The 24664-nt window shown below is 38.7% G+C and carries 24 protein-coding genes and 1 pseudogene; 15 read left to right on the plus strand and 10 right to left on the minus strand.

Annotated elements, in window-relative coordinates:
- The first annotated feature begins 76 nt into the window (after positions 1-76).
- Together BQ5321_RS09180 and BQ5321_RS25095 are read left to right on the plus strand one after the other, a co-directional pair.
- The gene (locus tag BQ5321_RS09180; RefSeq protein WP_071394209.1) at positions 77-1474 is read left to right on the plus strand and encodes a purine-cytosine permease family protein; all 1398 of its coding nucleotides are present in this window, start codon (positions 77-79) and stop codon (positions 1472-1474) included.
- Between the two features lie 146 nt (positions 1475-1620).
- Positions 1621-1757: pseudogene (locus BQ5321_RS25095) on the plus strand (RCC1-like domain-containing protein); the annotation flags it as partial.
- 56 nt (positions 1758-1813) lie between these two features.
- Here BQ5321_RS25095 and BQ5321_RS09185 read toward each other — a convergent pair.
- Positions 1814-1987: a Fe3+ hydroxamate ABC transporter substrate-binding protein gene (locus BQ5321_RS09185; RefSeq protein WP_071394210.1), complete on the minus strand. Its 174-nt coding sequence runs from the start codon at positions 1985-1987 to the stop codon at positions 1814-1816.
- Positions 1988-2601: 614 nt separating this feature from the next.
- Here BQ5321_RS09185 and BQ5321_RS09190 point away from each other — a divergent pair.
- Complete coding sequence (locus BQ5321_RS09190) at positions 2602-3882, plus strand: NfeD family protein (protein WP_139187907.1); 1281 nt, start codon at positions 2602-2604, stop codon at positions 3880-3882.
- A 48-nt stretch (positions 3883-3930) separates the two neighbouring features.
- Here BQ5321_RS09190 and BQ5321_RS09195 read toward each other — a convergent pair whose 3' ends face one another.
- The 9 genes from BQ5321_RS09195 to BQ5321_RS09235 all read right to left on the minus strand — a co-directional run bounded on the left by BQ5321_RS09195 (position 3931) and on the right by BQ5321_RS09235 (position 11351).
- On the minus strand, positions 3931-5430 hold the full coding sequence (locus BQ5321_RS09195) for an aminotransferase class V-fold PLP-dependent enzyme (RefSeq protein ID WP_071394211.1): 1500 nt from the start codon (positions 5428-5430) through the stop codon (positions 3931-3933).
- 161 nt (positions 5431-5591) lie between these two features.
- Entirely contained in the window at positions 5592-6038 is a 447-nt protein-coding gene (locus BQ5321_RS09200) for an OsmC family protein (RefSeq protein ID WP_071394212.1), read from the minus strand.
- A gap of 51 nt (positions 6039-6089) precedes the next feature.
- Positions 6090-7259 carry a cobalamin-independent methionine synthase II family protein gene (locus BQ5321_RS09205; RefSeq protein ID WP_071394213.1) on the minus strand — a complete coding sequence of 390 codons (1170 nt, stop codon included), beginning with the start codon at positions 7257-7259 and terminating at the stop codon, positions 6090-6092.
- A 13-nt stretch (positions 7260-7272) separates the two neighbouring features.
- Positions 7273-7983, minus strand: coding sequence for a sulfurtransferase TusA family protein (locus BQ5321_RS09210; RefSeq protein ID WP_071394214.1), 711 nt, complete (start codon positions 7981-7983; stop codon positions 7273-7275).
- 137 nt (positions 7984-8120) lie between these two features.
- Positions 8121-8483, minus strand: a complete 363-nt coding sequence (locus BQ5321_RS09215; RefSeq protein ID WP_071394215.1) for a DsrE family protein — start codon at positions 8481-8483, stop codon at positions 8121-8123.
- 45 nt (positions 8484-8528) lie between these two features.
- A complete protein-coding gene (locus BQ5321_RS09220) occupies positions 8529-8786 on the minus strand; it encodes a sulfurtransferase TusA family protein (protein WP_234978375.1) in 258 nt (85 codons plus the stop codon).
- A gap of 376 nt (positions 8787-9162) precedes the next feature.
- On the minus strand, positions 9163-9534 hold the full coding sequence (locus BQ5321_RS09225; RefSeq protein WP_071394216.1) for a hypothetical protein: 372 nt from the start codon (positions 9532-9534) through the stop codon (positions 9163-9165).
- An 80-nt stretch (positions 9535-9614) separates the two neighbouring features.
- Complete coding sequence (locus BQ5321_RS09230; RefSeq protein ID WP_071394217.1) at positions 9615-9794, minus strand: hypothetical protein; 180 nt, start codon at positions 9792-9794, stop codon at positions 9615-9617.
- A 303-nt stretch (positions 9795-10097) separates the two neighbouring features.
- The gene (locus BQ5321_RS09235; protein ID WP_071394218.1) at positions 10098-11351 is read right to left on the minus strand and encodes an endo-1,4-beta-xylanase; all 1254 of its coding nucleotides are present in this window, start codon (positions 11349-11351) and stop codon (positions 10098-10100) included.
- A gap of 211 nt (positions 11352-11562) precedes the next feature.
- Between BQ5321_RS09235 and BQ5321_RS09240 the strand changes: the two genes are divergently transcribed.
- From BQ5321_RS09240 to BQ5321_RS09295, 12 genes are all read left to right on the plus strand, one after another.
- Entirely contained in the window at positions 11563-11811 is a 249-nt protein-coding gene (locus BQ5321_RS09240) for a PepSY domain-containing protein (protein ID WP_071394219.1), read from the plus strand.
- 457 nt (positions 11812-12268) lie between these two features.
- On the plus strand, positions 12269-12721 hold the full coding sequence (locus BQ5321_RS09245; RefSeq protein WP_071394220.1) for a VOC family protein: 453 nt from the start codon (positions 12269-12271) through the stop codon (positions 12719-12721).
- Positions 12722-13364: 643 nt separating this feature from the next.
- A complete protein-coding gene (locus tag BQ5321_RS09250; RefSeq protein ID WP_071394221.1) occupies positions 13365-14942 on the plus strand; it encodes a Vga family ABC-F type ribosomal protection protein in 1578 nt (525 codons plus the stop codon).
- Positions 14943-15007: 65 nt separating this feature from the next.
- Positions 15008-15544, plus strand: a complete 537-nt coding sequence (locus BQ5321_RS09255) for a GNAT family N-acetyltransferase (protein WP_071394222.1) — start codon at positions 15008-15010, stop codon at positions 15542-15544.
- Between the two features lie 279 nt (positions 15545-15823).
- Complete coding sequence (locus tag BQ5321_RS09260; protein WP_071394223.1) at positions 15824-16231, plus strand: CopG family ribbon-helix-helix protein; 408 nt, start codon at positions 15824-15826, stop codon at positions 16229-16231.
- 735 nt (positions 16232-16966) lie between these two features.
- Complete coding sequence (locus tag BQ5321_RS09265) at positions 16967-17953, plus strand: tetratricopeptide repeat protein (RefSeq protein ID WP_071394224.1); 987 nt, start codon at positions 16967-16969, stop codon at positions 17951-17953.
- Between the two features lie 89 nt (positions 17954-18042).
- Positions 18043-18840, plus strand: coding sequence for a hypothetical protein (locus BQ5321_RS09270; protein ID WP_084786715.1), 798 nt, complete (start codon positions 18043-18045; stop codon positions 18838-18840).
- A gap of 96 nt (positions 18841-18936) precedes the next feature.
- Positions 18937-19338, plus strand: a complete 402-nt coding sequence (locus BQ5321_RS09275) for a (deoxy)nucleoside triphosphate pyrophosphohydrolase (RefSeq protein ID WP_071394225.1) — start codon at positions 18937-18939, stop codon at positions 19336-19338.
- Positions 19339-19460: 122 nt separating this feature from the next.
- Entirely contained in the window at positions 19461-22352 is a 2892-nt protein-coding gene (locus BQ5321_RS09280) for a DEAD/DEAH box helicase (protein ID WP_071396845.1), read from the plus strand.
- A gap of 142 nt (positions 22353-22494) precedes the next feature.
- Complete coding sequence (locus BQ5321_RS09285; protein WP_071394226.1) at positions 22495-23148, plus strand: hypothetical protein; 654 nt, start codon at positions 22495-22497, stop codon at positions 23146-23148.
- 272 nt (positions 23149-23420) lie between these two features.
- On the plus strand, positions 23421-24140 hold the full coding sequence (locus BQ5321_RS09290) for a helix-turn-helix domain-containing protein (protein ID WP_071394227.1): 720 nt from the start codon (positions 23421-23423) through the stop codon (positions 24138-24140).
- A complete protein-coding gene (locus BQ5321_RS09295) occupies positions 24133-24603 on the plus strand; it encodes a toxin-antitoxin system TumE family protein (RefSeq protein ID WP_071394228.1) in 471 nt (156 codons plus the stop codon). Before BQ5321_RS09290 ends, BQ5321_RS09295 begins: the two co-directional genes overlap by 8 nt.
- Positions 24604-24664: the final 61 nt, after the last annotated feature.

A 24664-nucleotide genomic window follows, 5' to 3' on the forward strand; every position in this document is an offset into this window, starting at 1 on the left:
TGTACCCTCACTCTGTCCATATAGAGCAATTTCATGGTGGTAGCTGAAACCCATTAAATGAAGAGGTGGTAGTGAAATGGCTGAGCTCCTAACAAATGAACAAGCAGGGGAAAAGGACGATTTTACACTTGATGCCGTACCAGTGGAAAAAAGAATGCCATGGCTGAGCATTCTCAATGTTACCTTAGGGATTACCGGTGCCATGATTTTCATGCAGGTAGCCGGTCAAATGGCGCTGGCTTACGGAAGCAGGAATGCTATCATTGCGATGGTTTATGCAACTGTCATTAACGGTATCTTGGCAACCATCTTTGCCTTTTTTGCCGCTAAAACGGGATTGAATTCCAATTTGATGGCCAGGGGAGCGGGATATGGCTTTGTTGGGGCTGCCCTTACTTCCTTAATCTATGCTTCAAACTTTATTGTTCTCGCGGCTATCGAAGGAAGTATCATGTCGCACGCCATTCACGCGTACATTCCTTCGCTGCCGATATGGCTGATTATGGTGATACTCGGGATTGGGATTATTCCGCTGAACTGGTATGGAATGAAGCAGTTGAATAAATTCCAAAAATATTCTCTTCCTATTTATCTGATTCTACTAGTAAGCGGAATCATCTTTGCCCTCAATATGAAGGTCGCTCCTGCGGCTACTAACTGGATTACCTTCCTGCCTGAAGGCCAAGCAACCGGCGGGTTAGCGCTATTGACCTGTATGGGAGTTTACAACGGAATTATTGGCTTGCAATCATTATTAACTGCTGATTATGCGAGATATTTAAAGCCAAAAGAAATCAAATTCGGCTCCTTACTCATCGGCTTTCTGCCGCAAATTGGATCGTATTTCATCATGGGAATGGTTGGCATTTGGTTTGCTCTTCGTTTTGCCGAATCCAATCCTGGTGTCTACATGGTTACTGTACTTGGAATTGGAGGAGCAGCTTACACCGTTTTAAGTCAGCTACGAATTAACCTCATTAATCTGTACAGCGGATCCCTCTCCTTAGCTAATTTCTTCTCAAGAATTTTTCATTTTACACCGGGCCGAGTCTTTTGGGTTGTGGTTACAGCCATGGTCGCTCTCATTGCCATGCTATCTAATATCATCGATCATATTGGTGCGATTTTAACCTTCCAGGGTGTCAGTATGTTTGCCTGGACCGCATCCATGGTGGCCGACCTGCTCATAGTCAAAAAGGTTCTGAAAATTGGACCGTCACAAATTGAATATCGCAGAGGATTTTTGAGAGATTGGAATCCGGTTGGACCGATTGCCTTACTTCTTGGTTCCGTTGTCGGATCGTACTTTGCCATATTCCAGCAAGGGACCATCTCCGCGGCTATCTCTGCCTTCATCGCCGCCGGCATTTCATTTGTTGTGCATATCATTCTAGCAGTCGCAACAAAAGGAAAATACTATGATGTCCCGTCACCACACCAGGAACCAATAGAGCCTACCACAACACATATATAAAGGAATTTATTCTTGTTTTATAAAGGTGAATATAGAAGGTAGCAGGCACTATCCAATATTGGATGGTGTCTGGTATTTTTTTAAAAGAATGTATTTCTTCAATTTTGTTTGTGAAGCTGTTTTCATATAAACTATAGAAAGGAATTATGGAAGATTTTCCAATGAAAGGAGCGGTGTTAAAGGTGAAAAACGGAGGCCTATAGATACGATTGCAACAGGTAGTTATCATACCATCGGCCTTAAATCGGATGGTACGGTCACCGTATTTTTAAGTAAAATGGGAAACTCTGTTTTATGAGAGTTTCCCTTCTTGTTTTATGTAGGAACACTTTCATCAAATTAGTTTGCTTTTTGATGGAAGCAATCTTCACATATGAAACTACCTTCGTTCTTTAGATAGGCTTTTATTTCGGTCATCCCTTTATGCTTTGGATAACGCATTTTTATAAAAACAACCTCGTCACCCGTGATTTCTTTACCACATTCAGTACAATTAGGCTTTTCATCAAACATGTATAAGACCCCCTTATTCATTTTTTTATATTCAGTTTTTTATTACGGATCAGCTTCAGAAAAGTTCCTTATTCTGGGACGTTTTACTAGCAACTATTATCATTTATTATTGTTTTGTCCACTTGCTAGCCATAACGAAAAAGGATAGGTCAGTAGAAGATAAGATAAACATTCTGTCCTAAACTAACTACTTTATTCAATACCTAAAAGGAAGTATGCTTGGCATCATTATGCCTATGCTCGGACAAGGAGAAAGGAATAACGGACAAAGCTGTCAGAAGTAGGGATAGGTTCTGACAAGGAACCTAGAAATCCAGGAAAATCTGTCAGAAGCAGGCTTATATAAAAAGTGAATCCAATCTAAGGAATGTCTGTTATTTTTGACTCTTTTTCCATTCAAAGATATACTGCCAATAAACAGCACTCACATAGATAAATTATTGAAACTAACTATCATACTAATACACTTTTAGATACAATGAAGCGGGTCTATCGTTACATTTAAATCCTTAAACTATTGAAACGAAAGAACTGACTTCATGTTTCCCATGTATCTAAGAAGGGAGGGAAAAGGAGTGAATCGAATTCGGCTGTTTTCCAGTCTATTTTTGTTAATGGGCTTTTTCCTCATGCTGCTTCCTGTGGACAGTAAGGCAAAAGGGGAAGTGGTGTATGTTGTACCGATTGAAGAAACAGTGGAAAAGGGCTTGCACGCCTTTTTGAAGAGAGCTGTTGAAACGGCAGAAGAGGAAAAGGCAGACGCTATTATCTTTGAAATTCATACACCGGGTGGAGCGGTTGATGCGGCAGCTGAGATTGGCAAGCTGCTCACTTCCACCGATGTAAAGACCGTTGCTTTTATTAATACGCAAGCGCTATCCGCTGGGGCCTATATTTCACTTAATATGGATGAAATCTATATGGTGAAAGGAGGAACAATCGGCTCGGCTGCGATTATTGATCAGCAGGGGAATACAGCGGGAAAGAAAGCGGAATCCTATTGGTTTGCCGAAATGAGAAACGCAGCCAAGCATGCTGAACGTGATCCGATTTATGCACTTGCGATGGCCGATGAAAGTGTCGATTTGCCAGAGTATGGCGCCGGAAAAGGAAAGCTATTAACTCTTACCTCTGAGCAGGCTTTAGAGGTGAAGTATGCGGAAGGTATCGTGAACAACTTGGAGGAATTGCTTGTTCAGCTTGGATATTCCAACGCGGAAGTACGTCCCCTTGAACTAAGCTTTGCCGAAAAATTGGCCCGTTTTATCACGAATCCGGTTGTTTACTCCATTTTACTGACCATTGGTAGCCTGGGACTTGTCGTGGAACTGTACTCACCTGGTTTCGGTATTCCGGGATTTATGGGATTGTCAGCACTTTTACTGTTTTTCTATGGGCATCTCGTCGCAGGGCTCACGGGCTTTGAATCGCTTATCCTATTTGTCGTTGGGATTGGTCTCATCCTATTAGAGTTTTTTGTCTCGGGTGGTATTGCGGGGATTCTTGGTTTTATCGCCGTTATTGGGAGTTTGTTTATGGCATCTGACAATGTGATTCATATGGGAATCTCTCTTCTTGTTGCCTTTACGGCTTCCATCATCCTCGCTATTTTATTAATAAAGGTGTTTGGGAAAAGGCTACGCTTGTTCCAAAAAATGATGTTAACCGATTCTACGAACACAGAAAGTGGCTATATCTCGAATATAAGCCGTTTAGAATTAGTCGGAATGGAGGGCGACACGTTAACCGCCATGCGCCCATCTGGAACCATCCTCATTGAAAACGAACGAATCGACGCTGTCAGTGAAGGGGCCTTTATTGCAAAAGGAGCCAAAATCAGAGTAGTTAAAGCAGAAGGAGCGCGGATTGTTGTAAGAGAAATAGCCAATTCGTGAAGAGTGCCAGACACCGTCCAGCTTATGGATGGTGCCTGGCACTTTTTCTTATTTCATGGAAAAAACATGCGGAGCAGCCTCTTTCCCCGCTAAATCAAACCAGCTCTCATCATGCATCTGACATTCATTCACATGCTGAAAATCATTACACTCTGGCACATAGACATAATCTTTTTGATACCGGCTCACATTGGACACAATGTCCTCTATGGCGTGAGCGATATATGTCACATCCTGCTCGGTCATGGTTGGATGGAGGGAGAGACGTACCCAGCCTGGCTTGATCAAATGATGACCTTTATCGATTTCGTTTGTAATAAATTGAGAATGCTGTCGATCAATCTGTAAAAGATAATGGCCATAGGTTCCAGCGCAGGAACAACCCGCTCTCACCTGGATGCCATAAACATCATTTAACAGCTTAGCTACCAGCTGGTGATGAAGGCCTTCCACATAAAATGAAACGATCGGTAGCCGTTCCGATGGAGGGCCATCTAACAAAATAAGCTTTTCATTGTGCCTTAATTGGGAGAATAATAGCTGATACAAATTCTGATCTTGCGCTAAGATGTTTTCAGTCCCCATTTCCTCCTTTAAACGAATCGCTAACGCGGTTCGAATCGCCGGTAAAAAGCCAGGCGTGCCACCGTCTTCTCTTTCCTCAATGGGGGATAGATAGGATTTTTCACCCCAGGGATTCGTCCAATTGACCGTACCACCACCTGGCCGATCAGGGATTTTCGAGTGGAGAATTTTCTCCGAAACGATTGCCACGCCCATTGTCCCTGGACCACCTAAAAACTTATGAGGGGATAAGAAGATGCCATCTAAGTGCTGCAGCTCGCAGGGAGGATGCATGTCGATGGGTAAATAGGGTGCGGATGCGGAAAAATCGACGAAGCAGATGCCGCCATATTGATGCATTACCCTAGCTAATTGATGATAGGGGGTGATTATTCCCGTTACATTCGAGCAAGCGGTAAAGGAACCAATTTTTAACGGGCGATCTCCATACTGCTTAATCATGTTTTCTAGCATCATAGGGGATACATTTCCGTGAGCATCTGGTGGCACAATCACCACATCTGTCATTGTTTCCTCCCATGAGATTTGATTCGAATGGTGCTCCATATGGGTGATGAAGACAACTGGTTTCTCGCAATCGTTTAGTTTGGTTCTATTTTTATAGGTTTCATGAAGCGTTAAGCCTAATAACCTCTGTAGCTTGCAGATAGCTCCGGTCATTCCTGAGCCTTCAAAAAGAAGAACATCGTTTTCAGCCGCATGGACATGTTTTTTGATGATAGTCTTGGCTTCACGGTAGGCCCACGTCATACTTTTACCCGTAATATTCGTTTCGGTGTGAGTATTGGCCACATAGGGACCAAATTGCTGAAGGATTTTTTCCTCGATGGGCATGTACAATCTGCCGCTCGCTGCCCAGTCTGCATAAAGCAGCTTTTTGGGGCCATATGGAGTCGTGATCCATTGGTCATTGCCAATGATATTTTTTCTAAAGAATTGAAAGTGTTCTTCTAAATGATTCATTTCCTGTTTGCACCTCAACTCTATTCATTAGTAAAACTCAGAGTCGTAAAATAGACAAATAGACCTTAATAAGAATAGAAGGCCGTTCATTCAATCCAATCTATTTACTGACCAAAAGGGGACCGGACCCGATCGAAATCGAAGTCCGGCAGCTATTACATTTATACAGTGGCTTTGACCCATTCATTCTCAATCGGAATGCCAGCATCCTTCATTGTTTTAAAAACTGGACAACGCAAATCAACAGCATTTTGCATTTCATTGATACGCTCCTGTGTTTCAGAGGTTTGAACAACCGCTTTAATCTTAACCTGCTGGAAATATGGCTTGACTTCTAAATTTCCCATAAGACCACTTGGGTCAAGATCCGCTTCCACATCAAAGGAGATGCCTTGAAGGTCAAACTCCATTTCCTTCGCAATGATTTGCGCCATAACATTTTCACAGCCAATCAGTGAAGCTAAAAGAGTGGAAAGGGGATCAATCGCAGAATCCTGACCGCCCATTGTAACCGGTTCATCAATAGCAATTTTATGCTTACCAGCTACTGAATCTGTTCTCATTCCATTGCCCATTCCTTGTACGTTAAATTTCATTAGTTGTCCCATTTTTCATTCCTCCAAGATTGATTTTCTTTTCAAGCCCATACTCTGTCAAACTTACACTCTAGCCATTTCGCGAAGCTTTTTAGCCGCTTCAACCATTACCTTTAATTTTTCAAGGACGATTTCATCACTATTCATCGGACGTTGGGCAAAAGTGCCAAAGCCGCAATCAGGATTTAAAAGGATTTTTTCATCCGGTAAAAAGGCTCTGACTTCCTCCACACGTGCCACAATATCGTCAACCGCTTCGACCTCGACCGTACGAGGATTAATGACCCCAAATCCAAGGGACTTTCCGCCAATCTGACGAATCGCATCCAATTCACCTGCTCGAGGTGTGGCATATTCAAGGGCCAATTGATCGACGTGTGCTCCTTCAAGGTAAGGAATTAACGGGAAATATGGACCGCGCAGTAGGATGTCATCGTCTGTACTCCAATTTCCGCGGCAAATATGTACACCAATCGTTGTGCCTCTTCCTAGCATGCCATCTGTCACTTGATTGATTAAGCTTAAAGCAAAGGCTAATTCTTCTTCTGCGTCTGCTTTTGCTGTAAGGGCGCCGCACATGAAGGTTCGGTTAGCATTCTTTTTTGTAAAAACAACCTCTGTTAGTACAGGCTCATCGAATTGAACAAATTCCACTCCTGCTGCAATCAGATCCTTTAATTCCTCGCGTAATACCTTAACAATATCGACAGCCAAATCCTCTTTTGTTGGATAGGCATCACTTGATAGCCCTTCGACCCACATCGATCTAGTTAACAAATAGGGTCCTGGTAAGGTCACTTTAACCGCTTTGTCTGTATGCTGTTTTAAAAATAAAAAATCATTTAAGGCAAGCGGCTTTTTACGGCTAATTTTGCCAGTCGCCGCAGGGTTTGACATCGAAAAGGATGGAACATCTAATGTCCCTAGGATTTCTTCAAAGCTTGATTTATCTTCTACATAATCGAGCAGCTCAGAAACACTCAGCATCCGAACATTGTTCAAATGCTCGGCAACAAAGGAGATATAATTATCTCGTCGCTGTTCACCATCTGTCACAATGTCAATGCCGGCTTCTTCCTGCCATCTCAAGCATTGTAGAGCCGCTTGATTGGCAACCTCTTGAAATTCTTCCTCGCTGATTCGGCCTGCACGCTTATCGCGCATCGCTCGTTGTACTTCCTTCGAGCGTGGCCAGCTACCAATAACAGTTGTCGGAAATGCTGGTAATGTCATCTAGATAACCTCCTCAATAGACAATCGAAAATTGTATATCGATTTTCATTGTTTGTTTGAGCGTTTGATAAAGAGGGGACCGTTCAAGCGTCGTTTCCCACAGCTTTTCTAATGCTTCCTCTGACTGGGGCGAGGAAACATAGAAGCTTCCTTTTATCTCTTGAATTCGCGGACTTCCTTCATCCTCTAACTCCAAGTGGAATAATACATTTTCCAAACCAGCCTTTAAGGAGACCTCTAATTGGTCCAATTCAATATTTCTTCGAGACGCCTGTGCTTTGAAGCCAACCGATAAATCGGAAGCAAGTGCCCCAAGTAAGTAATCAATGGCACTAGGGGCTTCAACCTTCGCGCTGAAATCAGCCGGCTGTCCAACAACAAAGGTATGATTTCGAGAATGAACCTTTGCGGTTAAAGCGTTTTCAGCCTGAACGCGAACATTCCATTTATAGCCTTTTGCTGCTTCTAGGTCACTGGTTAAATCCTGCTGCGAACCTTTACGAATAAAATATCTAGTTGTATTGTCTCCAGGCTCTGAGCCAAGAAACTCGTGATCAACCATTCTGCACCAGGCGGGTAAATCATCAACAACCGTCCGTTCACGGCTGCGAACCTCTAATATTTCACCATCTAATAAGGGATCCATGGCCTTTTTGATGATTAACAATAGACCTGAACCACAATCTAAATCGCCGCCATCGCAAACGGCTTTTGGATTCTCCATAGTATCACCTTTTTCACATTGTTAAACTTTTCACTTGCGGGATTTTATTTGTTCCTCTCCTTGAAAATAGGGGAGGAAGGTTCTAGTCAATGATCATTCTAAAATGATATGATGCCATGTCCCACAAAAGCACCATTTTAATAAGTAATCGAAGCAGCGCCTTGACTTAAAAATTCAACGATTTTGGCTCCACCCACAATGGTAGCGCCTTCAATTAGATCTTCTTCGTTTAAATTACGTTTTTTGTAGCAGGGGCTGCACACCCAAAGGGTTCCGCCAGCTTCAACAAATTGTTCCATCAGCTGTTTTAATGGAGCAAAGCCTTCTTCATGGATATCATCGTTATAGCCTTTAGATGCTAGATAGGCTCCTTCCACATTTAAAAAGACCACTGTATCTTGACCGGATGCAACCGCCGCATTGGCTACCACAAAGCCAACCGTCGCTTTATCGGGATCGTTTTTTGCGCTTGTTAAACTAACTAGAAATTTACCTGCCATTTTCATTTCCTCCTAATAATTCCATTAATTATGTAAAAGGCTGATTTAACCTTTTTCAATAAAATAATGACTGATGTTTCCTGAATCTACTCGTTGTAGCAGCTGATGCTTTTGCAAACGGCACCATGCCGGAAGGTCCTCACGTGCACCTGGATCATAAGAAATGACTTCAATGATGTCTCCACTATTCAGCTTTTTCATCGTCAGAAATAAATTCATAATTAACTCACCGCAACCGGTTGGACCCGCATCATACGTCATAACCGGTATATAAGGCTGCGCCATCTTTTTCGTTCCCTTCAACAATAGGATTCTCTTACTATGTAATTCTCTTAAAGTATAAGCAAATACTATTCTAATATAAATTTATTTTATCGATAAATACAATCGGAACTAATCGATTTTTTGAATAGCAAAAGCAAAAACCTTATCATATCAACGTTCTTTGCCTATTGGAATCAATACCATATTACCAGGATTTCACAAAAGCTTAACATTTGCATGATGTTAAAAAAATTAACATTTGCTGGGGGAATGGTTTTTTCGTTGGAAGTGGTAAGGAAGATTCGGGTAAAATTGGATGGTATGAAATACGTAAATCTTGACTCCATATTATTTCAATCATGAAGCAGGGTGCCTGGCACTTTTTTTAAAAAGCGCCAGGAACTCTGGTAAAATCTCAACGGTCTGTATCAGTTGTACTGTTTTGGGAAACAACCCAAACATGTGCATCCTCATCGATATAAATATTGTCCTCTGGAATTTTGTATGAGGTTCCTGTTTCTAAATAATCTAAACAATATTCCAATAATTCATCCTTGTCACTGCAAACTTGATAATATTCCGATTTCAATTGAACGATTTGTGCGGCTAGGGCAGTCGCTTGCGCTTGCATTTGTTTTAGCTGCTTAGCGTGCGGTTTGGCTAAACAACCCAAATAAATACCATACTCCGCAACTAACTCATCATTTTGTTTCGTATCCTGTGCTTGATTAAATATTTTTTGATAGGATTTCCCTGTGAATAGATCAATAACATTAGAAGAATTCATCTTCGATACCTCCGTTGCTCTTAAACTAGGATAAAGAGTAGATTGGCTTTGGTGCAATCATCACAATTCCAAACTTTTCGCTAAACACCAAAAGCTTTCAGAAGGGCATGTATCTCATCAGCTGATTTTCCTTCATCCTGCAATTCCTTAATAATCTCCTCACGCACTCTATCTGCCTTTTCTACGCTTGAGATTTTGTGATTCATTAGCATTCTGGCTCCTGTACTTTCTGATACTTGATTTGGTTTATTTTTTATCATATTTGTGTCCACCTCCTTCATTAAGAAGCATACATAGGCTTGTGAAAAACTGTTTTGAGATGAAATGGTAAAGGGAGATAGCAGGCAAGGCCCCTTTTCGTATGGAAGGGAAGAGGGGGTTGAAGTGGGCGAAGACAAGCGTAAGAAAGCTGATAAAAAGGTTCTACAGTCGATGAAGTAGTGGGGGATATTAGTTGATCAAAAGAAGAGGTAGATAAGACTTTAGAAACGCTCGGAAAGTGAATTTTTTAGAAGGTGCCAGGCACCTAACATATACGAAGTTAGTGCCAGACACCTTCTAGGTTAGAGCGTCAACCGTTCGATGCCGGTATTTTTCTCTAATTTGAAGCCTATTTTCTTATCGCCATACATAAGCTCATAATCACCAAGGAATCCGTTAAATGTTACCATTCCGTTTTCATCCGTCCTTCCTGTCACATTTGTATACCAATCACCTTTGATTAGCTTCTTCAATACTTCATAAGACGGTTTTGGACTATTATCACTTCGAACAAATCCGGAAGGTGCATGAATCCAAGCGCCATCGTCACTGAATTCCCAAGAGCTAATGGCTTCTACTAATGGATGCTTGAATAGGATGGTATACATTTCTTCTATTTCTTTTGCCTGTCGTTCTTCAAATTCAGGAGTTGATGGCCAATCGGTTACTTGATAATCATTAAGATCGACAATCTCAGGAGGCATAAGCTGTCCAGATAGCAAGGTGTTTTCGGTAAAATGAATCGGAAGACCAAATGGAGAGAAACGATCCAATACTTCTTCCAGTTTTTCGCGTCCCCAATATCCTTGATGCTGATGTGACTGAATCCCAATCGCATCGATTTGAATCCCAGCACTTAGACAGCCATCAAGTAATATTTCATAGTTAATCGATGTATTAAAGTCATTCAATAGGAGCGTGGCACCAGGGTTGAATGCTCGTGTCTTCGCAAACATTTCTTTAATCATTCCAACACGACCCAGTTCTTTTGCAATTCTAGTTATCCCATTGTCATACTTATCATAGATAGGCATGATGACAACCTCATTGATTACATCCCACATGTCGATTAATCCTCTAAAGTCTGAGACCTCACGTTGGATTCTAGCAAACTGCGCCTTAAGGATTTCTTCATTGCTCAAATCGAGAAGCCATGGAGCTGTTGCTGTGTGCCAGACAAGAGGATGTCCCTTCACCGTTACGTTCCGATTCTTTAACCATTTGGCAGCGGCCATTAATTCTTTTGTCCGTGGTTTTCCTTTTTCAGGCTCAAACCCTCCCCAATAGCCAGGGAATTCTCCCCAATAAAACGGCAGAGTGGCAAAGTTGAAAACATCTAAAAACAAATCTAATTTTTTTTCCAAAAAGGCAAGTCTGTCTGCTGGTACACTTTTGTTTGCTACCTCAATGGCATTAAATATCCCACTGCCAAACAGGAACTTATGGTTTGTCTGTTTAAATGTTACGTCTTTACCGACCACAGGATTTCCTAAGGCATCAACAAGAATTATAGTTTTATGTGCCATCCGATGCGATAAACCAATTGTATGTACCATTTGATAACCTCCATCTAGCATTATTAATATATATTTGAACTTCTAAAAATTATTTTACCAAACATTGTTTATCTATTAAACAAACAAATTATAAACGCTTACATTATCCGAATTTTACAAGGTGCCAGGCACCATCCAATATCTGTTGCACCGATCATTTGTCTAATACATATAGATTAATAAGCTTACCTTTTAAAATGGAGGAATTCAAATGTATGAACATTATTATCAAGGCAACCCAACATCAATGTATAGACAAAGAATCACTATGCAGCAAGCGAAGGATATTGCGCTTCAACGGGTACCAGGACAGGTTCAACACGTTGATATGGATTTAGAAAATGGTGTTTTAGTTTATGAAGTTTTTGTCTTAACACCAGATAATAGAATTTTTGAGGTTGAGATTCTTGCTAAATCAGGCAGGATTTTAAAAGTCGATCAAGAAAATGATTTTGATTAATATGGAAAAAGGTGACAGGGTGAACCCATTTTTGGTGTTCTCTGTCACCTTTTTTTACATGATAGTTCGGCTTAAATGTAGTAGGTTTACGAAGGGACGTTCATGAGCAAGCTGTTAAGGACATACCTATAACCTAATTATACATATTCCTATATTGTTACTTTTTTCATGGACAATGATAGGGCGTTATTTGTTTGGGAGTTATTTATTAATTTTTAACTTCATTCAGAGAAGTCCTCCGCTTCTACAAGTGGGGGATGAATGCAAATGGTTCTTCGATTCAGGGGGAGTTCAAACCCCGGCTGAATGAAGTTAAGCCTCCGGCGGATGTCACGGATTTTTTAGGGGGAATTTATCGAGCAAGTTCGTTAAAAATCCGGACGCAAATTCGACGGGCGAATTTGATTAGAAAAATATGAGGTTGATGAAAATTTTTTTCATTAAAGGAGAAAAAACTATGAAAAAAAACAAATTACTAAGAATGGACAATGTCGGCATCGTTGTAGAATCTCTTGAGGACGCGATTTCTTTCTTCGAGGAGATTGGCTTAAACCTCGAAGGGAGAGCCACTATCGAAGGTGAATGGGCTGGTCGCGTAACCGGGCTGGGTACTCAGAGTGCAGAGATTGCGATGATGGTCACCCCAGATGGCTACAGCCGACTTGAACTTTCGCGATTTCTCACACCAACTGTTATTTCAGATCACCGGACAGTTCCTGTAAATGCACTCGGTTATCTACGAGTCATGTTCACGGTTGAAGACATTGACGAGATGGTTTCCAGACTTACTAAGTTTGGTGCTAAGCTCGTTGGCGAAGTGGTTCAGTACGAGGACTCCTATCGTCTCTGCTATATTCGTGGAATCGAAGGGCTTCTCATCGGTTTGGCGGAGGAACTCCATAATAAATAAGTAAGTGAAGATGATAAAAAGCTTACTGAAATATGAATGAAGTAAAAATGGAATGGAAAGCAGTGTGATAGGAACTCATAAAAGTCGAGTAACAATACTGAATTCACACTTTGGGATTTCCTGAGTCCCTGGAGAGAAAAAGAAAGGCAATGAAAATGTTACGAAGTAAGTATATTAATATAGGAATAGAAAGTGATAAAAACACTGAAAAACAAAACATATGAGTATAGCTTGACATTTCTTGGATATTATGATTATCTTAAGTTAATAAAGTTTGGAAGGGTGAATCGAGTACATGATTTTTTAATCCTATTAACTAGAAAACATTCGTTATAAGATACAACATGTTTTCTGAATAGGATAAATCTGTACTTTTTTCATTAAGTAATGTAGCCCCCAAAATAAAAGGGTTATTTGTGTACATTATCCTCCTATTCAGAAACACAATGTTTATAACTTTGCCTTTTCTGATAGGATTTATGATGTACTTCATACTAGTCAAAGAGTATTTTTTTGAGTTAAACTTTTTGATTTTGATGATTACCTCCTATTCAGAAATGGATAGGAGGTTTTTTATGTTTAAGTAAAAACAAAATATCGATTATGAATTTTATCAATTTGTTCAAAGGAAGGGGGAAATTTAATGCTGATTCTTGAAGCAAATCATATTGAAAAATTTATCGATGACCGGAAACTCTTAGACGTTACTCATTTACAAGTTCATTATGGGGATCGGATTGGTGTAGTTGGTCGTAATGGAAGCGGGAAAACGACCTTATTATCTATATTGGCTGGTGAAATAGAAGCAGATAAAGGTGAAGTGAAGACAAGTGCAAGTCGCTACCTATTACCTCAATTGAAGGAGACGGATCCTTTCAGAAGTGGTGGTGAGATAACAAAAACCTATATTGACAAGGCATTGGCGATGAAGGCGGAAATTTTGTTTGCTGACGAACCCACGACAAACCTTGATGCCCACAATATAAAAGAACTTGAAAAGCATTTCAGACGATATCGTGGGGCAATCATCCTTGTATCACATAACCGGTATTTTTTAGATCAAATTTGTACAAAAATATGGGAAATGGAAGCTGGAGAAGTGAAAGAGTTTCTCGGTAACTATACAAGTTATGTAGAGCAAAAAGAACTACTCCGTCGACAGCAACAACAGGAATATGAAAAATATATAACGAAGAAAAGGCAACTGGAGCGAGCGGTTATCCAGAAAGAACGAAAGGCGCAAAAAATGATTAAGCCTCCTTCAAAACAAATGGGAACTTCTGAATCCCGAATATGGAAGATGCAGCATGCGACTAAACAAAAGAAAATGCATCAAAATATTAAGGCTCTGGAAACACGTGTAGAAAAATTAGAGCGTGTGGAAAAACCAAAGGATTATCCGGCTGTTAAAATGAAGTTGTTAAACCGAGATCAAATACAGGGGCGCAATGTACTTCGGGTAAAAGACTTATCTGTATCCTTTGGGAATCATGTGCTTTGGAAGGATGCTTCTTTTGCCATTAAAGGCGGGGAGAAGGTTGCCATTATTGGCAATAATGGGGTCGGTAAAACAACATTGTTGAAACAAATTTTAGAAAGGGTACCAGCGGTTACGATAGCGCCCGCAGCAAAAATCGGCTATTTTAGCCAGAATTTAGATACGCTGGATAAACATGCGTCGATCTTAGAAAATGTCATGTCTACTACTATTCAGGATGAAACTACTGTTCGGACTGTACTCGCAAGATTGCATTTCTACCGTGAGGATGTTTATAAGGAAGTTCAAGTTCTAAGCGGTGGGGAACGTGTAAAGGTTGCTTTTGCAAAACTATTTGTTAGCGACTGTAATACGTTGATTCTGGATGAACCAACAAATTATTTAGACATTGATGCCATCGAAGCGTTAGAGGAGCTCCTAATTAACTATGAGGGGGCGGTGCTATTTGTATCTCATGATTGTCGTTTCGTGCAAAATATTGCATCCAAAATCATTGAACTATCCGACCAGAAGGTTATAGAGTTTCCTGGAAGCTATAAAGCGTTTAGAGAAAGATCCCAAGCGACAGAGCGTGATTATAGGAAGGAAGAGCTTCTTAAAATTGAAATCAAACTTACTCAAATCATTAATGATATGAACGACGAGGCATCAAATGAATTAGAAGAAGAATTCCAAACGTTGATTTATAGACGTAATCAGTTAAGAAAAGAAGTAAACAATTAGATGAGTTTTGTTAGAATATCATAGAAGTGATGTTAAACATATTAATTGGAATAGGAGTTGCTAATATGAATTTGAAAATAAGACAAGAACAGATAGACGATTATGAAATCACGGAAGGTGTTGTAAAGGCTGCCTTTGCTCATGCTGAACATAGTGATAAAAAAGAGCATGAATTAGTAAATCGAATCAGAAAATCGAGCGAATTCATTCCGAGATTGTCATTAGTGGCAACAGATTCAAGCACTAACAAAATACTGGGACATATTCTTTTATCTAAGATAATCATTAAAACAGATAATCAAAAGGTAGATTCACTTGCTCTTGCACCTGTTTCTGTCCTACCAGAGTATCAAAATAAAGGGATAGGTGGACTTTTAATGACCGAAGCAGTGAAAGAAGCGAAAGAACTAGGATACAAGTCAGTGATTGTCTTGGGTCATCCAGAATATTATCCGAAGTTTGGCTTCAAAAAAGCCTCCATATGGGGGATCAAATCACCGTTCGAAGTTCCAGATGAAGCATTCATGGCACTAGAACTAAGTGAAAATGCTCTCCATAATGTTTCAGGAGTTGTGGAATATCCAAGTGTGTTTTTTGAATAAAGAACTCCAATATCAGTTTTGAACAATCAGGTCTTTAACAAATGAACTTCATAGATATAGCCCAGTCCGATTCAATCTGAACTGGGCTTTCTCTGTTTTTATTTTTACAGTGTAAATAGTTTTTTGTGAGGTAATGTCAGAAAATCAATCGGTCAAGAAAATCCAACTCTGTTCAATAAGTAAGGAAGCTTGTAAAATATGGATGTATACATATTGTGTTGACGTTGTGATTACAGCTGAGATATAATCAGGTTATTCTTAACTAAGGAGAAATACGAGATGGATACTAATTTGCACATACGCATATCAAAGGATTTGAAGGAAAGATTTCAACAAATTGCAAAGGAAAATAATAAAGATACCTCGTCCCTGGTACGTGATTGGATTATGGACTATGTAGCGCAACATCAAAAATCTGAAGAAGCTATTGCAGCAGAACTATATCTGGTAGGGTACCAATTGCAACAGGAACTTGGAGGAAGAAATCATGTAAGTAAGGATTTAGCAAAACAATTACAGGAATATGCCTTAACGGACCAAAAGGAATTCACGCAGCTAATTCTAAACACATATATGGACCATGATCTGACCATTCCTTCAGTTGTAACAAAAATATATAAAGGGTATGCATATGCTCAAATGTTTTTGTTCGGCCTAATTGGCGATAAACCAAAGGAGAATGTATAGGCTACTAAGCCTTCCTTTAGATTAGATAATCTAATGGGTAGTTGAGGTTCCCACTCGTAAACGGGCAAGCAGACTAACGTCTGTGGATTCTTGAGTGACGAAGCGTTCGCAGTCCCTTTCTGTTTTGAACAGTCCTCAAGGTTGGGGCATCTCATTGCCCTTCCCTATCCAGTGACTATAGCAGATAGGGCACCGCTACTATAACCAAAGTGTACAGCTTTTTGCGATTTTTTAAAGGTCGTTTACCCGAGAGAGCTCAGGTAATTCGGACCCAAATTCAACGGGTGAATTTGATTAGAAGGATATGAATTACCAAATCATTAAGTAGGTTATTTTAGAATAGGATATGTATGTGGATCATTATTAGCCTCATTCCCCGCTATAAGAAGGGGGAAGGGGCTTTTTTTCTCTTCCATGCTTTGTATCAGGTAAATGCTAGGTCAACGGATAGTAATATTTTGGGGAATTAAGATTTTATACTAGGACTGAGTGTATGAAATTATTCGTTTTACATTATTATGTTGATAAATTAGTAATCAATATTTTATTTATCTATTGATGTTAGTAATTATCAGCGTTTCTTGTTTATGTTCTTTATAGTACATGATTTTATCTTTAATATGAAATTTTTACCTATGCATCAAATTGTGCTGGTCATTGTACGTTTCTTTTTACTATTATCAATTTATACAAATTCTGAAAGAAGACAGATATGCCATAGAGGAGGAAAATCGAATGACAGAACCTTATAATAGAATGCCCCTTGAAGAGCTAGAAAGACTGCAGGAAGAATGGGTATACAGAGATGAATCAGAGGAAGATCCGGATTATCGGCAGGAGTGGGTGGCAGAAGGAATTGAGATTCACAAAGCACTGGTAGAGAGAAGAATAAGCGACGACAAAAAGGCGATGTATTTTCGAACGCTGGCTGAACTTTATTTAGAATACGGCCGTTCAGAGAAGATGATTCAGGGAAACCACCGTACGGCCTTTCGTTATTTGCAAAGGGCAGCCAGGGCGCGTCCTGAAAAGGGAGATACCTTTTATCATTTAGCCTTTTTAGCGGAAAAAATGACCTGGGGAAGAGAAAAATGGGAGTCTGCTGCCTTTTATGCCAAAGAGGCGATGGAAAGGGGAGTAGATCATGATAAAAAGATCAAAATCCTGTGCTTGCTTGGCAAAGCGTATGCTGAATTAGGTTTCACCAATGATGCAGCCGAATGCTTTAACCAATCGAAGCGTCTCGATCGTGAGGATGAGTATGCTCGTTTTCGCGCCTCCTATAGTAAAAAAACAAAGGATTCCTCAACATTTGTTCGCTTAAAAGGTTCAGGTGCTCCGAGGAGTAAGAGAGCAGAACAGGAGGCTCTCTTGGAAAAAAGCCGGCAAGGTACATGCTTCGTTCTCGAAACGAATCGTCATGGGTCCATCCTTCATGGCAATGATGCGTCGATGCCGTTAAATCCTCGTCAGGCAGAGTTCATTAAGTTATTTTTCGAGTGGAAAGAGGGCTTGGACAAATACGATATCATCAACCATACCATGAGTATACGGAGTCGCAGCCCGGAAGCGGTGAAAGCGCAAATCTCGCGTTTGCGATCGGAAATCAAAAGAGGGCTCGAGGTGGATGGGAAGGAACTGATTCAAACCGTCGGTGTAAGGGACGAACAAAAATACATGTGGAATCCAGCGCTGGAGTGCCATCTTCTTGAAAAGGTATAGGTTTCCATCGGTTACATGCTTCGTAACCCGAGATTGATATATTAGGTTCAACAAAGAAAACAAACACCAATCTCAAGGGGGACGAAAATATGAAACCATCACTTTATGTATTAATGGAAACAAAGACAGGTACAGAAAAGCTGGCAGAGGCTCTGCTGTTAAGAGGCTTTCCAGTGGAAGTCAAACAGGATTTTATTACGTTACGAAATGGCAGCACGCACGATTATGCCCAACTGAAAAGCTTTCTTGAAACGTTGAACATTCCCGTATTCTGGAATGGCGGTCAATTTCAATTGCTAACCAATCGCTTTCCATTACAGATGATGAAAAAAATCATTGAATTTCGCGGACGTGAGCATAGGATTCATATGGAAGGCTATCATTTTAAATGGAGAAGCTTCGTCAATCGCCGTTACGGCATTCGCACAAACACAACAGATCTTTGCCCATACACGGCCATCATGGTCAAAGCGTTAAATGAAGCGGGGATTGTCACGCTATCTGGCTGTAATGGTCATAGCCACCACAGTCCAAACTTTAAACTATCAGGCATCTACCATGGCATCTGGTTCTCCCTCATCCAGCAGCAATATATGAAGGATCTATCCCTCCATTATCAGTGGAAGGTCGAATATACTCGCGGAGCAACCCAATCAGCCATCCTTGCGAATAAACCATCGGATGAAAGATGGGAAATGAAAAAAGTGTTAGCCGATTGCTTTCAAATGGCGAATGTCTTATTCACTCATGCAGGGGAGATTCGCGACTGGAAGGCACAGAGCTTTAAACGGAGTATGAAGCAGTTTGTTGAACCGTTGCGGGAGAGCGGGGATGTCGCTGGGGTTTATGATTGGATGAGGGGTGTGGCTGGAGTCGGGAAGAGGTAGGGGGGAGGGATTTCATTTTGTAAATGGAGGTTATTTGAGTTTTGAGATATAAAGCTATAATATGAATATAGTTTAATTTTTGTAATGGAGGACGTAATGAAGAAAGAAATTTTTGTTGTAGGAGCAGTAATCATTGAAAATGGGAAAATTTTATGTGCTCAAAGAGGCCCAGATAAGTCTTTGCCTCTTAAATGGGAGTTTCCTGGTGGGAAAATTGAGAAAGGGGAAACGCCACAAGAAGCATTATTACGTGAAATTAAGGAAGAAATGCATTGTGAAATAGAGATAGGAGAACAAGTCGAGTATACAGTTTATGATTATGATTTTGGAGTTGTCCATTTAACTACATTTATCTGTAAACTGATTGAAGGGGTACCTGTTCTAACTGAACACGCTTCTATAAAATGGATGTCGCCAAGTGAGCTAATAACATTAGATTGGGCACCTGCAGATGTGCCAGCTATTGGAAAGTTAGCAGAGATGTCTTTCGTTGGTTAATTTTTTAATAATCAGCTGTTCACTATATGTTTGTGGACGGCTTTTTTGTTTTTTCATATATTGAACTTTACGTAAAGTATCATTACAATTATAACTAATAAGTGGAAATGAATGGTGATTATATGGGAGAATTTATTCGTAATTTAGAAGAATCATTACGTAAAGGCTTTATTGATCATAAGCATTTAATTAATGGAAATTATAAACCAAAACTATTAGTAAATCATGCAAAAGAAAATAAAACAGTTCTAACTCCGCTATTAGATGAACTGGAAAAATGTAAATCATTTATTTTTTCCGTTGCGTTTATAACGGAAGGTGGCCTAGCAACCCTTAAATCACATTTTCTTGATCTGAAAAATAAAGGAATTAAAGGACGTATTTTAACATCGACATTTTTAAACTTCAATCAACCAAAAGTATTTAAAGAACTAATGAAGATTCAAAATGTTGAAGTTAGACTAACGGACTTAAAAGGGTTTCATTCAAAGGGATATATTTTTGAAAATGATAATTATTACTCATTAATTGTTGGGAGTTCTAATTTAACTGCACATGCACTAAAGGTAAACTATGAATGGAATGTAAAATTAACTTCACATGAAAACGGAGAAATCGTTCATCACTTTAAAAATCAATTTGAAGATGTTTGGCGAGAATCTAAAGTTTTAACGGAGTCCTGGATATCCAACTATGAAAAAAATTATACTCAAGTAATTAGTCAGAAAGAAATGGACCAGGTAATTGAATTTCCTACTGAATATAGGACCAATTCAATAAAAGATTCAGTAAAAATTGTACCGAATAAAATGCAGAAAGCAGCATTACAAGAAATCCAATCTTTAAGGAATACTGGGCACAAAAAAGGTTTAGTCATTTCTGCTACAGGAACGGGTAAAACATACTTATCTGCATTTGATGTAAGAAGTTATGCCCCTAAACGAATGCTTTTTATCGTACATCGTGAGCAAATATTACAAAAAGCTAAATCTGATTATAAAGAAGTACTTGGTGGAATTGAAGAAGAGTTTGGTATTCTATCAGGTACGAACAAGCAAATGAAAGCTAAATATTTATTTGCAACAATCCAAACTATTTCTAAGGATGAAACTTTACAGGAATTTAAACGTGATGAATTTGATTATATACTAATTGATGAAGTGCATAAAGCCGGTGCACAATCCTATCAAAAAGTTATTGATTACTTCAAACCGAAATTTTTATTAGGCATGACAGCAACCCCAGAACGAACAGACGATTTTAATATCTATGAATTGTTTAATTATAATATTGCTTACGAGATACGGCTTCAAGAAGCATTAGAAGAAGATATGCTGTGCCCATTTCATTATTTTGGGGTAACGGATATAGAATATAACGGGGAGACCATTGATGATGCGACTGTTTTATCAAAGCTTGTTGAGGAAGAACGTGTAAACCATATTTTAGAAAAGATAGGGTACTATGGATTCTCCGGTGAAAGAGTAAAAGGGCTTATGTTCTGTAGCCGGAAAGAAGAAGCGAAAGAGTTATCAAAAGCATTAAATAAAAAGGGGCTTCAAACGGTTGCTTTAACGGGAGATGATTCTCAGGATGAAAGAATTAGATGTGTCAACCAGTTAGAAAACGGTAATCTTGACTATATTTTAACTGTTGATATTTTTAATGAAGGTATTGATATTCCATGTATTAATCAAGTGGTAATGCTTAGACAGACGCAATCTAGTATTATTTTTATCCAGCAATTGGGAAGGGGATTGCGAAAGCATGATACGAAAGAATTTGTTACAATTATTGATTTTATAGGGAACTACAAAAATAACTATTTAATTCCAGTTGCCCTTTCAGGTGATAAATCTCAAAACAAAGATAATATCCGCCGTCAAACACAGGATACGAGCTATATCAAAGGAGTATCAACTGTTAACTTTGAAGAAGTGGCTAAAAAGCGAATATTTAAAGCGATCAATAGTAGTAATTTAACAGCAATGAAAGTTTTGAAAGAGGCGTATACCGAGCTGAAAAACCGAATTGGTCAAGTGCCATATTTATATGATTTTGTCTCAAATCATTCTATTGACCCAGTTGTTATTGCGGATAAGTATGCTAACTATTATCAATTTTTATTAAAAATGAAAGAGAATGTTCCTGCAACCTCAGAGTATGAAGACAAAGTATTAACGATGCTAACGCAAGAAATATTAAACGGTAAGCGAAAACATGAATTGATATTGTTGGAACTGTTATTAGTTCGAACAGAAGTGGGTAATGAAGAATATATTAATTATTTAAGGGAAAACGAATGTCAGGTAGATGAGGCTACTTTAACCTCTGTTCAACGTATATTTGATCTTTCATTTTTTACTCAAACTTATAAAACGAAATATGGAGACACGCCAATTATCGTTCATGAAGATCAAGTGATTCGTTTTAATGAGTCAATTACTTTAAGTCTACGTAATAATTACCTTTTTAAAAATATGATAAACGATGTTGTTCAAACTGCAAAAGTAAAGAATAGAAAGTACAAGTGTGACCAACCACTTACACTGTATGAAAAATATACTAGAAAAGATGCATGCAGACTTTTAAAATGGAAAAATGATGAAAGTTCAACAATGTATGGTTACAAAACTAAATATGGAACATGCCCGATATTTATTACCTATCATAAAAAAGATGAAGTCGAATCAAGTGTAGCCTATGGTGATGAGTTCTTAAGTCAAGATGTTCTTAAGTGGTATACTCGTAGTAATAGGACGTTGAACTCTGAAGAAGTTAAGAAAATTATTGATGCAAAAGAAAATAAAATTGATATCCATGTTTTTGTAAAAAAGGATGATGATGAAGGAAGCGACTTTTACTATTTAGGGAAGGCAAATCCCAATCAACGTACTGTACAACAAGATCAAATGACTGATGGAAAGCCTGTTGTGCATATGAATATGGTGTTGGAGAATAGTATTGATAGTAAGCTTTATGATTATATTTTGAGTGGCATTAATGCAATTTAAATGATAAATAACTTTACCTTCTATTCTTTTATTGGATATGAAGGTTTTTTGATTGTTTTTACTACTAACTAGGATTATAAGACAGCAAATGAAACTCCTTATTTGCAGTTATTTGTACTGCTGGATGAAATGAACCTGGCACGTGTGGAATATTACCAAGGAACAATGGTTCTCAGATTTAGACGAGAAGGTGCTGGTTGGATTAATATCCTCAACAGTGGATTATCATACATTTATTCAAGACGGGTACTATCAGCTCCCTGTTCATGTGTTAAAGAAAGGTTGGCAGGACGCAAAGTATATTGCTTTATATGCTAAAAATGGTGTAGCGAAAAATCAAGGTGTATGGGAATATGGGAAGATTGTCGATGTTACCTTTGTGGAAGTGAATCAATTAGAGCAGGTGAGATTTCATGTGGATTACTGGAGGAATCTTCAACAGGTAATTACGCCTGTTCATTACGGGATTGCAAATTACGCATTAACTTCAATTAATATGCTAAAAGAAGCAAGGGAGTTGCCTGAGTTATTTTTGAAATCTCAGAATGAATTAGTGCTATGGAGAATGCTGCGGCGAGTATCGGACCAAATCAAAATAACTCTGAATGAGAATAATCTAGACGAAGCCACCTATGTTCATTCTTACTCTATTAAAAATATAAAAATCGAGTTAAATAAAGCAAAGCGTGAGATTGTTTTTAAAAAAGGGAACCAGGAAAAGGTTGTTTCAATAGAATGGTTAGAAAAACAGCCTTCTAAGGTATTTAGAATTGTATTAGAACTAGTGAATGATTGATGGCTTATTAAAAAGGTGTCAGGTACCATTTTTTTTGGATGGTGCCGCTTTTTCATTGTTATTCTCGTTTTTCATGACGTTTAGCGTTCAACTCGCTACCAGAGTATCTATTCATACCTTAAAGTAAATACTTTTGAAGAATTCATTCATATCAAGATGCGCATAAATAAAGCGTGTCTTTTTTTAATTAGAATAAAATAAAAGGAATTGATGAAACGAAAGTATCATTTCGTTTCATTAGGTGGTAAGATATAAGAAAGGGGGGATTGATAATGCAAATACAAGTTTCTAATGGAAATAACGCTGAGTTAATGCCAATTTTACTTAAAAGGGCCAATTATGAATCCGGGGGAGATCATATAAGTTTATTATCATTATTCGTGTTTGCGATACAATCAAAATATAAATGTTACTTAGTTGGCATTTCCCCTAGTGATAATACCGTATTTAAGTCGAAAAATGATATGGACACTATTTGTTTAGATGCTCTAAATAACGGACTCCAATCAACTGATGTAACTATTGAGAATTTTGCTCAAGTAAAATATGCCTTAGACAAGTTTTTTTATGATATTACAGTTAAAGGAACGTTGATTTATACGTATCAAAAATCATATTTAATTTCGTCTTCAGAATTGGGGAAAAGCTTGGATATATCACGTGCGACAATTCATCGATATAAAGAATTAGGATTGGAATCAGTTGATGGTGTTGGTCATCATTCTTATCCTAAACATAATGAATTTTATTGGAAAGACGGGGTTTGGTCTTCGCGTATACAGGCTCTCTTCCAGAGTTTTAAAATTCGAAACCAGTCAAAAGAAGACTTGATTGTAGAAATTGAACATGAACTAAATCTATACAAAAAGCAATATGGTGGTACATTTGAAGAAGTATTTGGAAATGTGACAGATCCGTATCAGCTTGATGAACCTGATGATTACTTTGATTGGAAAGAATTATCGGGGGATTTAAAAAAGCTTTATGAATAGACAACATCAACTGAATAGGATTAATTATATCACTGAGCTTATTGCATCTAACAAACAATTATTTAATACCTCTTTTATCCCGGAAATTAAAGCGCGAGGGATAAGTAAAGTTGTTGCTAAATTACCATTGCAATCTCATGTTCAATACGGGGACACTATTTTGTACATTAATGAACTGTTGGATGAAGATGGCGCGATTAAAGAGTATCGATATGGATGGGAAATAGCGAATACACCAAGAAGACGATTAAGTAAACAAGCGAGACATATTTTTGCATTTGACAAGCAAGCCCATCCGGAACCACCCCATCAGGTTGATACAGATCCTTTTCATCATCATCATGTTCCTGGGGACATGTCTAAAAGAAAATCAACTAATATTCAGAGTTTAGAGGATGTCTTATCTATTTTGAATGATTATATTGCAGCCAATCTTGAATATAATAGCAATCATTCCTTTTGACTGTAAACAGGCACCTAGCACCATCCATTTGGATTCGTGCTAGGTGCCTGTTTCACTTTTG

Origin of the sequence: Bacillus tuaregi, assembly GCF_900104575.1 — a bacterium.
Lineage (GTDB): Bacteria > Bacillota > Bacilli > Bacillales > Cytobacillaceae > Bacillus_BD > Bacillus_BD tuaregi.